This is a genomic window from Corynebacterium epidermidicanis (assembly GCF_001021025.1).
Classification (GTDB): domain Bacteria; phylum Actinomycetota; class Actinomycetes; order Mycobacteriales; family Mycobacteriaceae; genus Corynebacterium; species Corynebacterium epidermidicanis.
On record NZ_CP011541.1, the window covers coordinates 1,566,143 to 1,583,590 of the forward strand.

Annotated in this window: 16 protein-coding genes; 1 reads left to right on the forward strand and 15 read right to left on the reverse strand. The window is 58.5% G+C overall.

Annotated elements, in window-relative coordinates; genetic code table 11:
* Positions 1-2: 2 nt before the first annotated feature.
* From dapA to CEPID_RS07325, 6 genes are all read right to left on the reverse strand, one after another.
* Positions 3-908: a 4-hydroxy-tetrahydrodipicolinate synthase gene (dapA, locus tag CEPID_RS07300; protein WP_047240412.1), complete on the reverse strand. Its 906-nt coding sequence runs from the start codon at positions 906-908 to the stop codon at positions 3-5.
* Between the two features lie 75 nt (positions 909-983).
* Positions 984-1,736 carry an FAD-dependent thymidylate synthase gene (gene thyX, locus CEPID_RS07305; RefSeq protein ID WP_047240413.1) on the reverse strand — a complete coding sequence of 251 codons (753 nt, stop codon included), beginning with the start codon at positions 1,734-1,736 and terminating at the stop codon, positions 984-986.
* Between the two features lie 21 nt (positions 1,737-1,757).
* Positions 1,758-2,507 carry a 4-hydroxy-tetrahydrodipicolinate reductase gene (dapB, locus tag CEPID_RS07310; RefSeq protein WP_047240414.1) on the reverse strand — a complete coding sequence of 250 codons (750 nt, stop codon included), beginning with the start codon at positions 2,505-2,507 and terminating at the stop codon, positions 1,758-1,760.
* 107 nt (positions 2,508-2,614) lie between these two features.
* Positions 2,615-4,870: a polyribonucleotide nucleotidyltransferase gene (locus CEPID_RS07315; RefSeq protein ID WP_047240415.1), complete on the reverse strand. Its 2,256-nt coding sequence runs from the start codon at positions 4,868-4,870 to the stop codon at positions 2,615-2,617.
* 726 nt (positions 4,871-5,596) lie between these two features.
* Complete coding sequence (rpsO, locus tag CEPID_RS07320) at positions 5,597-5,866, reverse strand: 30S ribosomal protein S15 (RefSeq protein WP_047240416.1); 270 nt, start codon at positions 5,864-5,866, stop codon at positions 5,597-5,599.
* Between the two features lie 118 nt (positions 5,867-5,984).
* Positions 5,985-6,977 carry a bifunctional riboflavin kinase/FAD synthetase gene (locus tag CEPID_RS07325; RefSeq protein ID WP_236684222.1) on the reverse strand — a complete coding sequence of 331 codons (993 nt, stop codon included), beginning with the start codon at positions 6,975-6,977 and terminating at the stop codon, positions 5,985-5,987.
* Here CEPID_RS07325 and truB point away from each other — a divergent pair.
* Positions 6,976-7,869, forward strand: a complete 894-nt coding sequence (gene truB / locus CEPID_RS07330) for a tRNA pseudouridine(55) synthase TruB (protein WP_047240417.1) — start codon at positions 6,976-6,978, stop codon at positions 7,867-7,869. The genes CEPID_RS07325 and truB overlap by 2 nt on opposite strands.
* Before the next feature lie 12 nt (positions 7,870-7,881).
* Here the strand turns inward: truB and CEPID_RS07335 are convergent, their stop codons facing one another.
* From CEPID_RS07335 to rimP, 9 genes are all read right to left on the reverse strand, one after another.
* Positions 7,882-8,535 (reverse strand): 4'-phosphopantetheinyl transferase family protein, encoded by a 654-nt coding sequence (locus tag CEPID_RS07335; protein WP_047240418.1) that lies wholly within the window; start codon positions 8,533-8,535, stop codon positions 7,882-7,884.
* Positions 8,525-9,340, reverse strand: coding sequence for a metallophosphoesterase family protein (locus CEPID_RS07340; protein ID WP_047240419.1), 816 nt, complete (start codon positions 9,338-9,340; stop codon positions 8,525-8,527). Before CEPID_RS07340 ends, CEPID_RS07335 begins: the two co-directional genes overlap by 11 nt.
* 80 nt (positions 9,341-9,420) lie before the next feature.
* A complete protein-coding gene (locus CEPID_RS07345; RefSeq protein WP_047240420.1) occupies positions 9,421-10,761 on the reverse strand; it encodes an MATE family efflux transporter in 1,341 nt (446 codons plus the stop codon).
* 18 nt (positions 10,762-10,779) lie between these two features.
* On the reverse strand, positions 10,780-11,745 hold the full coding sequence (locus CEPID_RS07350) for a DHH family phosphoesterase (RefSeq protein ID WP_047240421.1): 966 nt from the start codon (positions 11,743-11,745) through the stop codon (positions 10,780-10,782).
* A 1-nt stretch (position 11,746) separates the two neighbouring features.
* Complete coding sequence (rbfA, locus tag CEPID_RS07355) at positions 11,747-12,175, reverse strand: 30S ribosome-binding factor RbfA (RefSeq protein WP_047240422.1); 429 nt, start codon at positions 12,173-12,175, stop codon at positions 11,747-11,749.
* A 179-nt stretch (positions 12,176-12,354) separates the two neighbouring features.
* Positions 12,355-15,252 (reverse strand): translation initiation factor IF-2, encoded by a 2,898-nt coding sequence (gene infB / locus CEPID_RS07360; RefSeq protein WP_047240423.1) that lies wholly within the window; start codon positions 15,250-15,252, stop codon positions 12,355-12,357.
* Between the two features lie 124 nt (positions 15,253-15,376).
* Positions 15,377-15,700, reverse strand: coding sequence for a YlxR family protein (locus CEPID_RS07365; RefSeq protein ID WP_047240424.1), 324 nt, complete (start codon positions 15,698-15,700; stop codon positions 15,377-15,379).
* Positions 15,701-15,872: 172 nt separating this feature from the next.
* Positions 15,873-16,871 (reverse strand): transcription termination factor NusA, encoded by a 999-nt coding sequence (gene nusA / locus CEPID_RS07370; RefSeq protein ID WP_047240425.1) that lies wholly within the window; start codon positions 16,869-16,871, stop codon positions 15,873-15,875.
* Complete coding sequence (gene rimP / locus CEPID_RS07375) at positions 16,868-17,422, reverse strand: ribosome maturation factor RimP (protein ID WP_047241417.1); 555 nt, start codon at positions 17,420-17,422, stop codon at positions 16,868-16,870. The genes nusA and rimP overlap by 4 nt, the downstream gene beginning before the upstream one ends.
* Positions 17,423-17,448: the final 26 nt, after the last annotated feature.

The following is a 17,448-nucleotide window of genomic DNA, read 5'->3' on the forward strand; positions in this document are numbered from 1 at the left end:
GTTTAAAGGGCTCCAGCCATTATTAAGTCTTCACGGAGCTGCGCCAGTTCCGCCTCGGTAGCTGGTACCTGTGGCAGTCGTGGGTCTCCTACTTCAATGCCCTGCAGTCGCAGAGCAGCCTTACTCATGCTGACCCCACCGAGTCGCGCTTGCGCTTGAAACAGCGGGAACAGCTTGGCGTTGACTTCCCGCGCACGGGCGAGGTCGCCTTCCTCGAAACTTGTGTAGAGCTCACGCAATGCCTGCGGAGCTGCATGGCCTACCACTGAGATGAAGCCCGTTGCGCCAAGGCTGAGCCAAGGCAGGTTCAGCGGGTCATCTCCCGAATACCAGGCCAGACCAGTCGACTGAATGAGCTCGGTGGCGGCGCACAAATTGCCTTTGGCGTCCTTCATGCCCTGAATATTCTGGTGTTCGGCTAGACGTCGAATCGTATCCGTAGCGATTTCGATTGACGACCTACCAGGAATATCGTACAGGCATATAGGTAGATCTGTCGCATTAGCAATAGAAATGAAGTGCTGAAAAACACCTTCTTGGCTAGGTTTCGAGTAATAAGGAGTCACGGCAAGCAGCGCATCTGCGCCGGCTTCAGCGTTGAGTTTGGCCAGCTCAACCGAATTTCGGGTGCAATTGGTGCTCGTCCCGGCGATAATTTTCGCTCGATCTCCCACCGCTGAGCGCACAATCTTAATTAGTTCCGTTTTTTCTGCCACCGTGGTAGTTGGGGACTCGCCAGTCGTCCCGGATAGGACTAGGGAATCTACCCCCCTGTCTACGAGATGAACCGCCAAAGCCTCGGTTGCACCTCGGTCGAGATCGCCATTGGTATCAAAAGGAGTTACCATCGCCACTGAGACGGTACCGAAAGTTTCTTTGCCAGTGATGTTGACTTGGTTGCTAGACATATCCGCGAAATTACCTTTGCTAATGTGGGTTCAATTCTTCTTAATTAAGCGTTACTGCCGACTCTAGTTCAAAATCTAGAAATCTGTCACATAGGGGCTCGTCGCCATTTCGCTCCCGTCGCTTAACGTGGCAATCTCGAAGTCCCCGAATACGACTGGCGCCAAGGGCTGCAAAACCTTCAAGCACTTCACAGCCACTGTTCGGATCTCTGCGTCGGCATGCTCCGTTGCGCGCATCGCTAGGAAGTGCCGCCATGTGCGGAAATTGCCGGTGACCACTATGCGCGTCTCGGTGGAATTGGGCAGTACTGAACGCGCCGCTTGCCGAGCCTGCTTGTTGCGCAAAATCCCATTGGCTTGCGCGCCCAGCTTTTCTTCCAGCGCAGCCAGAAGCTCGTCAAACGCGAACCGCGATTCATCCATTGCGCGATGGTATAGCCGAAGTAACGCCTCGTCATCGGCGATGAGCCGCGGAATCACCACGTTGAGTTCCTCGGGATCAACGTAGCGTTGGGAAAGCTCCGAGAAGGAAAAGTGACGATGGCGAACAAACTCGTGGCTGGCCGCCCGGGAAAGGCCCCGCAGGTACAAGGTTGCCGTGGCATGTTCTAGCAGCGCGGTATGGCCCACTTCCATTACATGCCGCAGATACGAAGCGTTATCCGCAGTGTGGGGGTTTGGCTTATCAAAGCTCTCATAGCAGGCCCGGCCTGCGAATTCGATTAATGCTTGACCGCCGGTAGCATCCGTCGTCCACGCGACATCGCTGGGCTGCGTGAAGTGCGTGCACGCGATGAGATCAACGGATAACTCTACATTTCTTGCCACTGCGGGTTCCTGCCAACTTTCCTAAAGCTCGAGGTAATTCTCTAGACCAATAGTAAGCCCCGAATGCTGTGAAATTTCGCGGACGCCGAGCAACACGCCGGGAACAAACGACGTCCGGTCGTAAGAATCCTGGCGGATGGTCAAGGTCTGGCCCAAAGTGCCGAAGATGACGGTTTCGTGCGCGACGGTCCCCTGCATGCGGACCGCGTGGACCGGGATGTCGTCGACAAGCGCGCCCCGCGAACCGTCGAGGGCAGTCTCGGTGGCGTCGGGCTGGGCACCCAACTGTGCTTGTCGACGCCCCTCGGCAATAGCTTTCGCCGTGTGGATCGCGGTTCCCGAAGGAGCATCTAGTTTATTTGGATGGTGCATCTCGATCACTTCGGCGGATTCGAAGAAACGCGCCGCGAGCTGAGAGAAATGCATGGTGAGTACTGCGGAGATCGCGAAGTTTGGTGCAATGAGAACACCCACTCCAGGGTTCGCTTCGAGCCACTGTTTGACCTGCGCGATTCGATCTTCAGTAAAACCGGTGGTGCCCACCACACAGTGAATACCGTGGTTGATGCAGAACTCCAGGTTGTCCATCACCACGTTGGGGTTGGTGAAGTCCACGATGACCTCGGCGCCTTGGTCTACGAGATTCTGCAGCGGATCAGTGCGGTCGATCGTGGCTACCAAGTCCATATCTGCTGCTTCGGATACTCCGGCGCAGACTGCTTGGCCAACTCGTCCGCGGGCACCAATCACGCCCACCTTGAATGTTGTCATGGTTTTCTCCTTGTTATCGGTTCTGGCTACCAGGCTACTCGCCAAGAAAAAGGGCCCCACAAGTTATGGAGCCCTTCTTAGTCTTGCTCATGCACGCGGCATGTTCTTTAGGCGTCTGCTTCCGAATCGTCCGCACCGTCGACTGGGACGAGGGAAATCTTGCCGCGGTTATCGATGTCGGCAATTTCTACCTGGATCTTGTCGCCAACGTTGACCACGTCTTCGACCTTTTCTACGCGGGTGGAACCGCCCAGCTTGGAGATGTGCACCAAACCGTCACGGCCTGGGAGCAAGGAGACGAAAGCACCGAACGCCGTGGTCTTGACCACGGTGCCCAGGTAGCGCTCGCCGACCTTGGGCAGCTGTGGGTTGGCGATAGAGTTGATCTTCTCAATCGCAGCTTCAGCAGCTTCACCCGAGGTTGCGGACACGTACACCGTGCCGTCATCCTCGATGGAGATATCTGCGCCGGTCTCCTCGGTAATGGCGTTGATGTTCTTGCCCTTCGGTCCGATCAGTTCACCGATCTTGGAGGCCGGAATGGACACCGACGTGATGCGTGGCGCGTAGTTGCTCATCTCGTCTGGGGCGTCGATGACCTCGGCCATCGTGTCTAGAATCGCGATGCGCGCCTCCCGGGCCTGCGCTAGAGCGTCTGCCAGCACCTGTGACGGGATGCCGTCGAGCTTGGTGTCTAGCTGCAGTGCGGTGATGAACTGTCGGGTGCCGGCCACCTTGAAGTCCATATCGCCGAACGCATCCTCGGCGCCCAGGATGTCCGTCAGGGCAACGTAGCGGGTTTCGCCATCAACCTCGTCGGAGACCAAACCCATGGCGATGCCTGCAACCGGGGACTTCAGTGGAACACCAGCGTTGTACAGCGACAGCGTCGACGCACATACCGAACCCATCGAGGTCGAACCGTTGGAGCCCAGCGCCTCGGAAACCTGGCGGATCGCGTATGGGAATTCCTCACGAGTTGGGATCACCGGCAGAAGCGCACGCTCTGCGAGTGCTCCGTGGCCGATTTCACGTCGCTTTGGCGAGCCAACCCGACCGGTCTCGCCGGTGGAGTATGGCGGGAAGTTGTAGTGGTGGATGTAGCGCTTGGACTTCTCCGGCGCGAGGGAGTCAATCTGCTGTTCCATCTTGAGCATGTCCAGTGTGGTCACACCCATGATTTGGGTTTCACCACGCTCGAACAGAGAGGAACCATGCGCACGCGGGATGAGGTCAACTTCGACGCCGAGGTCGCGGATATCGGTGATGCCACGGCCGTCGATGCGGAAGTGGTCGGTCAGGATCCGACGACGCACCACAGACTTCATCACGGAGTTGTACGCTGCTCGAATTTCCTTGGCTGCCTTCTCCTCATCCTCAAAGTCGCCCTTCAGCTTCTCGACGACCTGCTCCATATGAGAGTTAGTGGCATCTTCACGCTCATGCTTGCCCGCAATCTGCATGAACTTCTCGATGTTCTTGCCAGCAACGCGCTCGACCTTTTCCAAAACCTCGTCGGTGTATGGCGGGAAGAGTGGGAACTGTTGCGTTTCTTTCGCCGCTTCGTCGGCAAGCTTTTGCTGCGCACGGCAGAGGATCTCAATGAATGGCTTCGCAGCTTCAAGCCCCTCGGCAACGACTTCTTCCGTTGGTGCTGGCGCGCCGGCCTTGATGCGTGGCACGACGGTCTCAGTGGCGCCCGCTTCAACCATCATGATCGCGACGTCTTCCTTCTTGCCCTTGCGCACGATGCGGCCGGCGACGACGATCTCAAAGAGCGCCTGCTCGTGCTGCTCGTGGGTCGGGAACGCGATCCATTGACCCTTCGGGTGCTTCTCGTCCGCGATCAACGCCATGCGCACGCCACCGACGGCACCGGAAACCGGCAGCCCCGACAGCTGAGTGGCAGCAGACGCGCCGTTAATGGCGAGGACATCGTACATATCCTGCGGGTTCATCGACAGCACAGTGATGACAACCTGGACCTCGTTGCGTAGCCCCTTCACGAAGGTCGGGCGCAGCGGGCGGTCAATCAGGCGACACGCCAAAATTGCTTCAGTGGAAGGACGGCCTTCACGACGGAAGAATGACCCCGGAATGCGTCCAGCAGCATACATCCGCTCCTCCACGTCCACGGTCAGTGGGAAGAAGTCAAAACCTTCGCGTGGCTGATTGGACGCGGTGGTCGTGGCCAGCAGCATCGTGTCTTCGTCCAGGTAGGCGGTAACGGCGCCGTCGGCCTGGCGGGCGAGTTGGCCGGTTTCCAGGCGGATCGTGCGCTTGCCGAAATCCCCATTATCGATTGTTGCGGTGACACCATAGGTGCCGAATTCTTCATCGTGATAGTACGCGACATCGCTCATTAGGCGAGTTCTCCTCTTTACAACTTCTTCATTACTGCTGCGGGCGGTCATCGGTGCCGACCCTGTTGTCTTGTCGATGCAAATGCAATCCTCACTAGCCTAGCAGGGTTTTCCTGCCTGTCGTGGCGCAGCGGCAGCGTGCTGGCTGGCTACGGGTGAATGTTTTGCCTGACGAGTACAGGTGCTGCTGGAACTGAGGCGAAGACTTTTCCCGCCCGCTGCGCGTAAGTAAACGCAAACGTGACCACACCGAAACGGACTAAAACGCCAGTTTTCGAGCGCTACCGTGTGGTGAAGTTTGCCAACCCGATGCGGCAGCTAGTCGGTAGCCGCAAAAAGTGAGCAATCTCGAAGGCAAAGAACAACCGCCCCAAGGCAACAAAAGCCCGGGTTAAGTAAAGAAAAGTGTGTCTCTGATGCGTGTTTTCCGCAGCGTTGTGGGCCTGAAGCCAGTATTTGTTGTTTGGGTGCTTTAGCTCGCTCGATGTCGTCCCTTCGGTGTAGTCGGACTACCGCTGTGGGATTTTATTCATTAAAAAACGCTGCTCTACGTAGTCGGACTACGCCGAAGCGACGACATAGCACTTATGCAGCACACCCGCACCGCCGACGACACACCGACCGGACACACTTTTCTCTACTTAACCCAAAAGCCCCTTCCCAGGTCACAAGACCATGGGAAGGGGCCAAAGTTGTAAGTCTCAGCGACTTGCAGTCGGCTACCGATTATCGGCGCAGACCCAAACGAGCGATCAGGTCACGGTAACGCTCAATGTTGTTGTCAGCCAGGTACTGCAGCAGGCCCTTACGACGACCAACGAGTAGCAACAGGCCACGACGGGAGTGGTGATCGTGCTTGTGGAACTTCAGGTGCTCCGTCAGGGTACGAATACGGGAGGTCAGAAGGGCAACCTGTGCCTCTGGCGAACCGGTGTCCGTCTCGTGCAGACCGTACTCGGCCAGGATTTCTTTCTTCTGCTCAGTGGTAAGAGCCATGGGATTTCTCCTCAAATTATTATTTCAGTCCGCATGAAAAAGCCCGCTGGTTTATTAGCGGGTGGCCCACTGCTGCGAACCGCAGTAAGACCTCGAAGAAGATTACCACACCAGCTGGTTAGGCCAAAATTTCCCGTATCTTTTTCACGTCTCGTTCCATGGCCACCAGGAGTTCGTCAACCGAGTGGAATTTTTCCATTCCTCTCACAAAATCAACGAATTCCACCTCGCACGCATGCCCATACAGGTCAGCATGACGATCGAGGACGAATGTCTCCACGCTTCGGCGCGTATCTCCAAAGGTCGGGTTCGTTCCAACGGAAATTGCTGCTGGATAACGTACATCGCGCTCCATGTCGCCAACGATCGGAGATGCCGAGCGAACGATGAACCACCCGGCATAAACACCGTCGGCCGGCAGCGCGTACTTTTCCGAAATATACATATTCGCGGTCGGGTATCCCAGTTCAGCCCCACCCCGCCCGGCACCACGGGTGACGATCTCAAACACCGAAAACGGACGCCCAAGGATCGTGGCGGCCTCGGCAACCTTGCCTTCGCTGAGCAGGGCGCGCACCCGAGTTGAGGAGCAGCGGTCGTCGCCAAGCTCAAATAGGTCATGGACGATGACTTCGACCCTATACTTCTCGCCGAGTTCGCGCATCAAGTCCGTGGTTCCGGCCGCGCGGTGCCCAAAGCGGAAGTTCTTGCCGACGACTATCGTGCGCGCGTGCAACGTGTCCAAGAGCACCTCGCGGAAGAACTGCTCCGGTTCGAGCGCCGCCAGGTCACGGGTGAATTTGAGCGCCAACAAATGATCGATGCCAAGCTTAGACACCAGTGAGGCACGGCCAACCATGCTGCTAAGTAGCGGCGGCATGGCTTCCGGGCGAATCACCGCGGCTGGGTGGGGATCGAAGGTCAATAAGATTGCTGGCAGGGTCTGGGAGTGCGCGCGATCGACTGCGGTTTTGATGAGTTGTTGGTGTCCGCGGTGAACGCCGTCAAAAACACCGATTGTCACTACGCTGCCGGTGAGGTCCTGTGGGACCTCGGAAAGTCCATGCCAAATATCCACCGGTTCATGGTACGTCATAGACTTGGTAAGCATGACTGATGTGCTCGCTAATTCTGGCCTCGTGATCGTTGATAAGCCTGCGGGCATGTCCTCTCATGATGTCGTCGCCAAGCTGCGACGTGCTTTTCATACCCGGAAGGTTGGGCACGCGGGCACCTTGGACCCCATGGCCACTGGTGTGTTGGTGGTGGGCATCGAACGCGGGACGAAATTTCTCGCGCACCTGATCGCTGAGACCAAAACCTATCAGGCCACGATTCGGCTCGGCGCAAGTACCACCACCGACGACGCAGAGGGCGAAACCCTGCAGGTCACCGCAGCAGGTCACCTCGCCGACGAAGACATCGACGCTGAGATCACAAAGCTAACCGGTGAAATCATGCAAAAGCCTTCCTCGGTGTCTGCGATCAAGATCAATGGCAAGCGCGCGCATGAGTTAGTGCGAGCTGGCGAGACCGTCGACATCCCAGCCCGGCCTGTCACCGTCCATCGATTCGATGTGCTCGCCCGACGAAGAACCCCAGAATTCATCGACCTCGACGTCGAGGTCTTCTGCTCCTCAGGCACCTATATCCGCTCGCTCGCGCGCGACCTTGGGGCCAGCTTGGGTGTGGGTGGTCATCTCACCGCATTACGACGCACCACCGTCGGCCCCTTCACCCTTGAGCATGCCCGCACCCTCGAGGAACTAAACACGAACCCGACTTTTTCGCTCACCCTCGACCAAGCGCTGGCTGCGAGTTTCCCAACCCTTAACGTCAACGACGAAGACGCAGCCGCCTTGGCGATGGGCAAATGGCTCGAACCCCGCGGCCTCAAAGGGGTGCACGCGGCCGTCACGGCTGATGGCACAGCCGTGGCTCTGGTCAAAGAGAAAGGCAAGCGCTTAGCGACGGTCTTCGTGGCCCGCCCCTCAACTCTCTAACTACTCCGAGCGCTACGTAATAGCCGTGGCTGCGAAAATATAACCGTCGCTCAACTGCCATTTACCGCTGATGAACGGCACCGGGGTCGGGCGCACCAACAGGTAGGAAACGAAGGTGCCGTCGTCCCGCAAATCGATTTCTGCCTGGTCAAAACCAAGGAAACGATGCGTCAACGGGAACCACGCCTTGTATGTAGCTTCCTTGGCGCAAAAGAGCAGGCGATCCGCGCAATCCACGCTGTTGCCTTTCAGGCGATCGAGCTGCGCCAATTCGCCTTCACGCGCTACCGAGCTCAACACATCTCCCGGCAACGGAAGCGCAGGCTCCGCGTCAAGGCCCATGGACCGCACTAAAAGACGTGGCGCGACTACCGCGGCGCGCAGGCCGTCGGTATGCGTCAAGGAGCCAGACACGGAGGCCGGCCACAACGGCATACCCCGCTCGCCGCGAAGAATGGGCTGGCCGGCGTCTCGGCCCAGTTGTTTCAGCGCTTGATGCGCGCACCAGCGGGCATCGCCAAACTCGGCTTTACGTACGGGCACCGAGTGCGCAACCAAAGCCTGCTCCAACGGGTGCAGCGCGTGAAAATTGGTCAGGTCATCGTTGGAGGACGTAGTGAAAAAACTGAACTTTGCGCTGGGTGGAAATAGCTCACTATTCAGCATGTTCCACCTCCAGCACTGCATATGGCCAGGGCCGATCACTCGGGTACGACTGCCATTCCCGGGGATACCCCAGCGAAACCTCGATGTGAGGCACTCCCCCAACCTTCACGATGCCGGGGGTATGCAGATGCCCATAAATGACCGCTTGGGCATCATAACGCTGTGCCCACGTGCGAGTATGCCGAGTGCCACACCACAACCCCAACTCGGGCCAGCGCAGCTTTTCGACGGGCTCGTACACCAACGGCCAATGGTTAATCAAAACTGTTGGCCCCTCCACCTTGCCTAGGCGTTTAATGGAATACGCCAAGCGATCCCAGCACCAGGCACGGATATCCACAAACGGAGCGATGGCGAACTCATCAGTCATGACCACCTGGGCGTCGTGAGCGGCCTGCACTGCCTGTTCGACCGTAGTGCCCGGGCGTCGGAAACTGTAGTCATAGAGGGTAAAAAGCGGGATGATGGTTACGTCGCCGAACTTGGGGAAAGGATCTTCTGGGGTCAACACGTCGATACGGCGACAGCTTTCCACCAGGTCCTCGTACTTCGCGCGTCCTTTGTAGAAATCCGCGGACCGAGAGAAGAGTTCGTGGTTGCCTGGGACCCAGATCACGCAGGCGAAACGTCGTCGTAAAGCAGCCAAGACTTCGATGACGAGCTCGCTACGCTCGGCCACATCGCCGGCCACGATTAGCCAGTCGGACGGGTGGCGCGGACGAATCGTGTCGATCACCGCGCCGTTAGCCTTCACAGCCGCATGTAGGTCAGACACGGCCCACAAGGTTTGCGTGTAGCTACCCATTGCACCGCTCCTTAATCCTCATCGCTCAGCATTTCCCGGCTGGACGACACAGTCATCCCAATACCGTTAAAGATTATGCCTTATGTGCCTGCCGAGGTTCCAAGCCACGCCATGGATTTGAATCGCCACACCACCGCGATCATGCGCAAAAAGATGAACAGCGCTAGTCCGCACCACACTCCCGTTAACGACCAATCACATAACAGCGACAACCAAATAGCAGGCAAAAAGCCCACCAGAGCTGACAATGCGGTGGCGTTGCGCAGGAATTTCATATCGGACGCTCCCATGAGTACGCCGTCGAAAGCAAACACCACGCCGCCCATAGCCACCATGCCTACGAGCAGCCACCAAAGCGGTGCCATGGTGGCGAGCACGGTCGCGTCCTGGGTGAAGATACGCGGGATCGCTTGGTAGCCGCACGCCAGGATCACGCACAGCCCGACAGCGAGCAGAACTGAAATCCGAACAATTTTCGATCCGGCACGCCGCGCTTGGTCACCGGTCGCAGTACCAGCCCGCGTGCCACCAACGATCGCGCCGATAAGTGCCTGTGCGGCAATAGCCAACGAATCCAACACTAAGGTGAGGAAGCTCCATAGCTGCAGCATGACCTGGTGGGCCGCCAGCGAGGATGCCCCGAACCTGCCAGCCACCGCGGCAGCGGACACGAAAGACACCTGGAAAAGCAATGAGCGCGCGATGAGGTTCTTGCCCAGCTGCAGCTGCGCGACCATCACTTTTCGTTGTGGCATCCAGGATCCTCGATGCATAGCCACCAACGCCCCAATAAAGCACAAAGAAGTAATGGTTTCCCCGATCAGGTTCGCCCAGGCTGAGCCGACGATACCGTAACGGCCGACGAGCACGGGAACCAATGCAGCGCTCGGGCCGACACCAAGTAGCGTAAAAATTAACGGTAGTCGGGTATTTTGGATTCCTCGAAGCCAGCCATTTCCGGCCATTGTGAGCAAAATGAGTGGGATGCCACAGGCAGCTACACGCAGCCATTGGGTGGCTTCGCCTGCGACGGTTGCGTCGCCGGCGAGCCACCGCGTGAGGGTCGGCGCGGCGGTTATGATCAGAGTCATCAGGAGCAGACCGACGCCTAGCGCGAGCCAGGAGGCTTGTACCCCTTCACCGACGGCGTCGTCGTGGCGCCCTGCTCCGTGGTGCTGGGCTGAGCGCGCTGTCGTGCCATACGACAAGAAAGTGAGCTGCGTGGTGACTTGGGCTTGGATTGTGGTCGCCGCCCCCAAGGCTGCGAGATCGGTGGCACCCAGCCGTCCCACCACCGCCGTATCAAGCAGCAAATACAGTGGCGCGGCGGCCAGAACGCCCAGTGCGGGCAGTGCCAACCTCAACACCTTGGCAGTACTTACTTCTACGGGGTGGCTTGGGCTGGAAAAACTTGTGCTCATGGAGTGCGCGGGTTCCTGCTACAGCTTCTCAATCTCAGCTTCCAGTGCTGCCAAGTTGTCCGCGAAGCTGCCCGCAGTGGTGTAACCAGCGGCGCGAAGGTGTCCGCCACCACCCATCTTGGTGGCCAGTGCGGAAACGTTTACATCGGTGATCGCCCGCAATGAAACCGCGTACCAATTCGGGTGGTAGCCCTTGAACACCGCGCCAACATCAGCGCCGTGTACACCGCGGACGAAATCCACCAGTGACTCGACTTCAGAAGTCTCCAGGCCCTGGACTGCTTCGTTCTTCGCATGCAGCACCGCGAGCTTGAGTCTCCCGACCTGGCGCACCTCGATAGCTGCCAGCGCTTGGCCCACCATGCGCAGGCCTTCAATCGAGGTGTTGTCGATCAGGTCAGCTGCGATCTCGCGAGTATTGATCCCGAAGGTGAGCAATTGAGCAGCCATGTCATGCATCAACGGTCGGCCCCAGCGGAAGCTACCAGTGTCGGTAACGAGCCCGGAGTATAAGGATTGGGCTAGCGGTTGATCCAGGTCAACATCGAGATATTCTAACCACTGCCACACAATCGTGGTGGTGGATTCCGCCGCGAAGTCAAGCAAATTCACGGTGCCGAACCCTGGGTTGGAATCGTGATGGTCGATGAGCAGCACCGGAGCGTCGGTCACTGCTAGATCCTCGGCAAAGGCACCAGTGCGGTCGATAGATCCGCAGTCGCACACGATGTACGCATCTGCCAGGGGGAATTCAGTACTCACCAGGACTTTTTCGCCTCCCGGAATCGTGGTGAGATTAGGTGCGAATGTCTCTGGCTGCCCGATCCAACCTTGCGCCGTCTTGCCGAGCTTCTCCAGAATCTGCACCACGGCAGTCACTGAGCCAATGGCGTCGGCATCAGGGCGGATATGTCCGATTACTGCGAAGGCGCTGGGCTTTTCCAGGAGTGTGGCCGCAGCGCGATACTCGGAAACACTGGGCATTCTAGTCCTCCTTGTATGGGTTCGCGTCACCGGCGGGCTGGGCATTTTCTGCCAGCGCGCGCAATTCCTCATCTCGTTTCCTGGCCCGAGCGAGTAGCTCCTCCATGTGTGCCGACGTCTCCGGCACCGTATCTAGCTGGAACGACAGGGTTGGGGTGAATCGGACGCCAAGCTGGTCGCCTACGATCTTGCGTAGCTGACCACGAGCGCGGTGGAGTGCCTCAGCGGCGGCGTCGGTGTCCGGGTCCTTATCTATCGTTGCCCCACGGACGGTGTAGTAAACGACGGCGTCGTGCAGGTCTCCGCTGACCTTGCAGTCGGTGATGGTGACGAGTTCCAGGCGGCGATCTTTGACTTCGCGTTCAATCGCGGTGGCAACTATCGTAAGTATCCGTTTTGCTAACCGGGCGGCGCGTGCGTGATCAACCATTGTTTTCAATCCTCAACTTCGTCGTCGTTTTCTTCGTTTACAGCATATCCGACTCCCCTGCAGTGAAAGCAGGCAGGCTTATCGACGCCCACCTGGAATCCATTTCATGGGAGAAAAACACGCAGCCCTTCCACCCAGACGGGCTTCGGGGCTGCGTGTTGAGCTAACTCAGTGTGGTACTAGTCGCGTGGGACTTCTACCATCTCGTAGCATTCGATGATGTCGCCCACCTGGATGTCTGGGTAGGACAGCACCATACCGCATTCGTAACCTGCGGTGACTTCCACAACGTCGTCCTTTTCACGACGCAGCGAGTCGATGTTGGTCTTTTCCACCACGACGTTACCGTCACGGATAAGGCGAGCCTGAGCGTTGCGACGCACCTTACCGGATTCGACCATACAACCTGCGATGAGGCCGACAGCGGATGCCTTGAAGATCGCACGGATCTCGGCCTTGCCCACTTCGCGCTCTTCGTAGATCGGCTTGAGCATGCCCTTGAGAGCCTGCTCGATTTCCTCGATCACGCGGTAGATGATCGAGTAGTAGCGGATCTCGACGCCCTCGGCGTTAGCTTCTTCCGTCGCCTTGCCTTCAGCGCGAACGTTGAAGCCGATAATGACAGCGTCGGAGGCTGCAGCCAGCGAGACGTTGGTCTGCGTCACAGCACCGACACCACGGTCGATGATGTTGAGCTGAACTTCGTCGTCAACCTCGATCTTGAGCAACGCTTCTTCCAGCGCTTCGACCGAACCGGCATTGTCGCCCTTGATGATGAGGTTGAGGGTCGAGGTTTCCTTGAGCACTGCATCGAGATCTTCCAGGGACACGCGCTTGCGTGCCTTAGCCGCCATTGCGTTGCGCTTACGAGCATTGCGTTGGTTGGCGATCTGTCGTGCCACGCGGTCGTCTTCGACCACCAGGATGTTGTCGCCGGCGCCAGGCACCGAGTTGAGACCCTGAACCTGCACGGGGCGGGATGGTCCTGCTTCTTCAACGTCCTCGCCGTACTCGTCGACCATACGACGAACGCGACCATAAGCATCGCCAACGACGATCGAATCGCCGACGCGCAGGGTGCCGCGCTGAACCAGGATGGTGGCAACTGGACCGCGTCCACGGTCCAGGTGAGCTTCGATAGCTACACCCTGTGCGTCCATTTCTGGGTTTGCGCGCAGATCGAGAGAGGCATCCGCGGTCAACAGCACGGCTTCCAGCAGGGCGTCGATATTCGTGCCTTGCTTTGCCGAGATGTCAACGAACATGGTTTCGCCACCATATTCTTCCGGAACAAGTCCGTATTCGGTCAGCTGGCCACGGATCTTGTCCGGGGCGGCGCCTTCCTTATCGATCTTGTTCACGGCAACCACGATCGGCACGTCAGCGGCCTGCGCGTGGTTGATTGCTTCCACGGTCTGTGGCATGACGCCGTCGTCAGCTGCGACCACCAAGATGGCGATGTCCGTAGACTTCGCGCCACGGGCACGCATAGCGGTGAAGGCTTCGTGGCCTGGGGTATCCAGGAAGGTGATCGTGCGATCCTGGTCTTCGAGGTGCACCTCGACCTGGTATGCACCAATGCCCTGGGTGATGCCACCGGCTTCGCCCTTGCCGACGTTTGCCTTACGGATCGTGTCGAGCAAGCGGGTCTTACCGTGGTCAACGTGACCCATGACGGTGACAACTGGTGGGCGCTGGGCGAGGTCTTCTTCGCCACCCTCGTCTTCGCCGAAGGTGAGGTCGAAGCTTTCCAGAAGTTCACGGTCTTCGTCCTCTGGGGAGACGACCTGAACCTTGTAGTTCATTTCTTCACCGAGCAGCATCAAGGTTTCTTCGGAAACCGATGCCGTAGCAGTGACCATTTCACCCAGGTTGAACAGTGCCTGCACGAGTGCAGCTGCGTCTGCGCCGATCTTCTCGGCGAAATCGGAAAGGGATGCGCCACGGGCGAGACGCAGCGTTGCGCCACCGCCGTCAGGCAGCCGCACGCCACCAATGACGTTTGGCGCCTGCATTGCTTCGTATTCACTGCGCTTCTGACGCTTCGACTTACGTCCCTTGCGTGGCGCGCCACCAGGACGCCCGAATGCACCTGCCGTGCCACCGCGACGTCCGCCGCGACCAGCACCGCCGCCTCCGCCACCAGGACGGTTGAATCCACCTGGTGCGCCACCTGGGCCACCTGAACCCCCACGACCACGTCCACCACCGGCAGCGCGCGATGGCATCTGACCTGGTGTCGGAGCGTTATTTGGCATCATGGCTGGAGACGGACGACGTCCACCGCCTTGACGCTCTGGAGATCCGCCCTGCGCTGGACGTGGGGCACCTTGCCCCGGGCGTCCACCCGGACGAGGCGCACCTTGACCTGGGCGTCCACCTGGACGAGGGCCACCTTGGCCTGGACGAGGGGCGCCGCCACCCGGGCGTGGTCCACCCTGACCTGGTCGAGGTGCTCCCCCACCTGGGCGCGGAGCTGGGCGCTCCGAAGATCCAGTGGAAAACGGGTTGTTCGCTACGCGTGGAGCGCGTGCGCCTGGCTTAGGACCTGGCTTTGCCATGGGCCGTGGGATGCGGTTCTCGCCCTCAGCTGGCTTGTCTGCAGCTGGTGTGGCAGCGCTAGCTTGACCTGGCTTTGGAGCTCCTGGCTTTGCTGCCCCAGGTTTTGCACCAGGGGTCGGTGCACGAAACTCTGGCTGTGCCGAGGTCGCAGGCTGTGCCGGGGTTGGCTTCGCAGCAGCTGGCTTCGCGGCAGGTTGTGCTGGCTTCGCAGCAGCGGCAGCTGGCTTAGGAGCAGCTGGAGCGGCTGGCTTGGCACCTGGCTTCGGCGCTCCTGGTTTTGCACCGGACGTCGAGGCAGGCTTAGCGGCTGGCTTGGAGGCGGCAGGCTGTGCAGCGGCGTCACTACCACCGTTTTGTGATGCGTAAAATTCGGTCATCTTCTTCACCACTGGTGGTTCGATGGTGGAAGATGCAGTTTTGACGAACTCGCCCTGATCTTTCAGGGTGCCGAGCAGTTCCTTGCTGGTAATACCGAGCTGCTTTGCGAGCTCATGTACACGTAGCTTTCCGGGCACTTTTCTCCTTGTGTTGTTGCTAGAAGCCCACAAGGAGTGCGCCGGCGGGCGTGCTCGTTGTTTCAGCTTCTAGCGATGTTCGTTGACGTTCATCGCTGATGCTTCATCGTGTGCTCATCAGTGTTTAATGTCTTTCTTCTTCGGTGGCGGGCCCAGCATGTAATGCGGACACATATGCCCGCACTGGACCGGTATCTAGGTTTCCAGACACCCGCAACGCTCGGCCAAAGGCTTTGCGTTGCTCAGCAATGTCCAACGCGTCGAGCGTCGGTGTGATCCATGCGCCCCGGCCGCCAAGCTTGCGCTTCGGGTCCGGCACCACGATTACGGGGTTTTCTCCTTGAGCTACTACCCGCAACAAGGTGGACTCTGGTTGGGGACGCTTTGTTGCTATGCAGGTGCGAATTCGGTGGTGCCCGCCGGAGCGAGGTGCCGAAGTCAACTGCATGTACGTCCTAACAAATATCGAGACCACTAGTGGCAAAAGGCAATAAAAAATCGCCAGCTCGCGCAGGAGCCGTATTTGAGTGTACGCCTATTTGGGCAAAAAGTTAACCTGGGGTTTACCGCGTGGCGTACCCCAGGTTGTATTCCGCTTCGTCGTTTGGTTTTGCGACAGCCTATTCGGCAGGTTCAGCGTCCGAGCGGATGTCGATCTTCCAGCCGGTCAAACGTGCTGCCAGACGCGCGTTTTGACCTTCCTTACCGATGGCCAGGGACAGCTGGTAATCAGGTACTACGACTTGAGCGTGCTGCGTTTCATGATCAATTACCTCAACGCTCACAACCTTGGAAGGAGCGAGTGCATTACCGACGAATTTTGCTGGATCTTCGTCGTAGTCGATGATGTCGATCTTTTCTCCGCCGAGATCGTTCATGATGTTGGTTACGCGCTGTCCTCGCGGACCAATACAGGCGCCCTTGGCGTTGAGGCCCTTAATTTTCGCTCGCACTGCCACCTTAGAGCGGTGTCCGGCTTCACGGGCGATACCCATGATTTCCACTGAGCCGTCAGCAACCTCAGGGATTTCCAGTTCAAAGAGTCGTCGGACCAACTCGGGGTGGGTGCGGGAAACGTTGATGACAACGTTTCGTGGCTGCCGGTTTACCTCAACGACGTAGACCTTAACGCGGTCACCATGCGCGAGCTTTTCGCCTGGGATTTGCTCAGCCGGCAGCAACAGACCGTCCTGGCCTGCTACTTCGGTGCCCAGGTTTACAACGACAATGCCGCGTTCGTTCAGCCGGGAATCGGCTTCGACGATACCCGACACGACGCGTCCTTCAACGCCTTGGTACTGGTCATAGGTCTGCGCAGCTTCGGCTTCGCGCATGCGCTGGATGATTGCGTCGCGTACCGCCAAAGCGCCCACGCGTCCGAAATCTTTGGGGGTGTCGTCGTACTCGGAAATGACATTGCCATCTTCGTCGCGTTCAGTCACGACGACAGAAACGGCACCGGTCAGGGTGTCAATATCAACCCGAGCTGTGGAGCTTTCCAGCTTGTTTGCGGAAAGGTAGGTCTCGCGCAGCGCTCCAGCAATGGTGAGGAGTAGTTCCCGAACCTCAATACCCTTGTCTTTTTCGATCGCTTCCAGCGCTTTTAGGTCAATATTCACTTGTTTTCCTCTCGCCATGTAATGGCTTCGTCATAGGTCAATTCCGCCAAGGCTTGCTCATCGGCTGGCACATTGGCGAATTCAATTTCTACCACTGCCTTGGCCTCGGAAGCCAATTCGTGCTCGACGACCTGCAGTTTCTTTCCCTCTCGGGTGATAAGAATGGCGGAAGTCTCTGCGTCGTTAAGCGCGCCGATGCGGTAGAAGCTGGTGCGGTCAGCTACGGTCACGGCGACCTTGCGGCCACGGTTGCGTCGCCAGTGGCGCGTGGCGGTCAGCGGGGTGTCCACGCCTGGAGTGCTGAGTTCGAGGGTATAACCTGCGCCAAAGTTGACTTCGCCGTTTGCTTCGGCGGCGTCGAGGGCGTCGGAGATGTCGCCGGAAACTACCTCGAGTTTGTCCAAGTCTGGCCGATCATCGGCGTCAACAGCGATGATGACCGCGGATTTCGCCCCAGCGCGGTTGACTTTGATGGACTCTTCGTCGAGGTGGTGGGAGTCCAGGATGTGCGCGATGAGCTCGGAAATTTTCTCAGAACTTGGAAATGCCATGCCGATCAGCATAGCGCCAGTGCGTA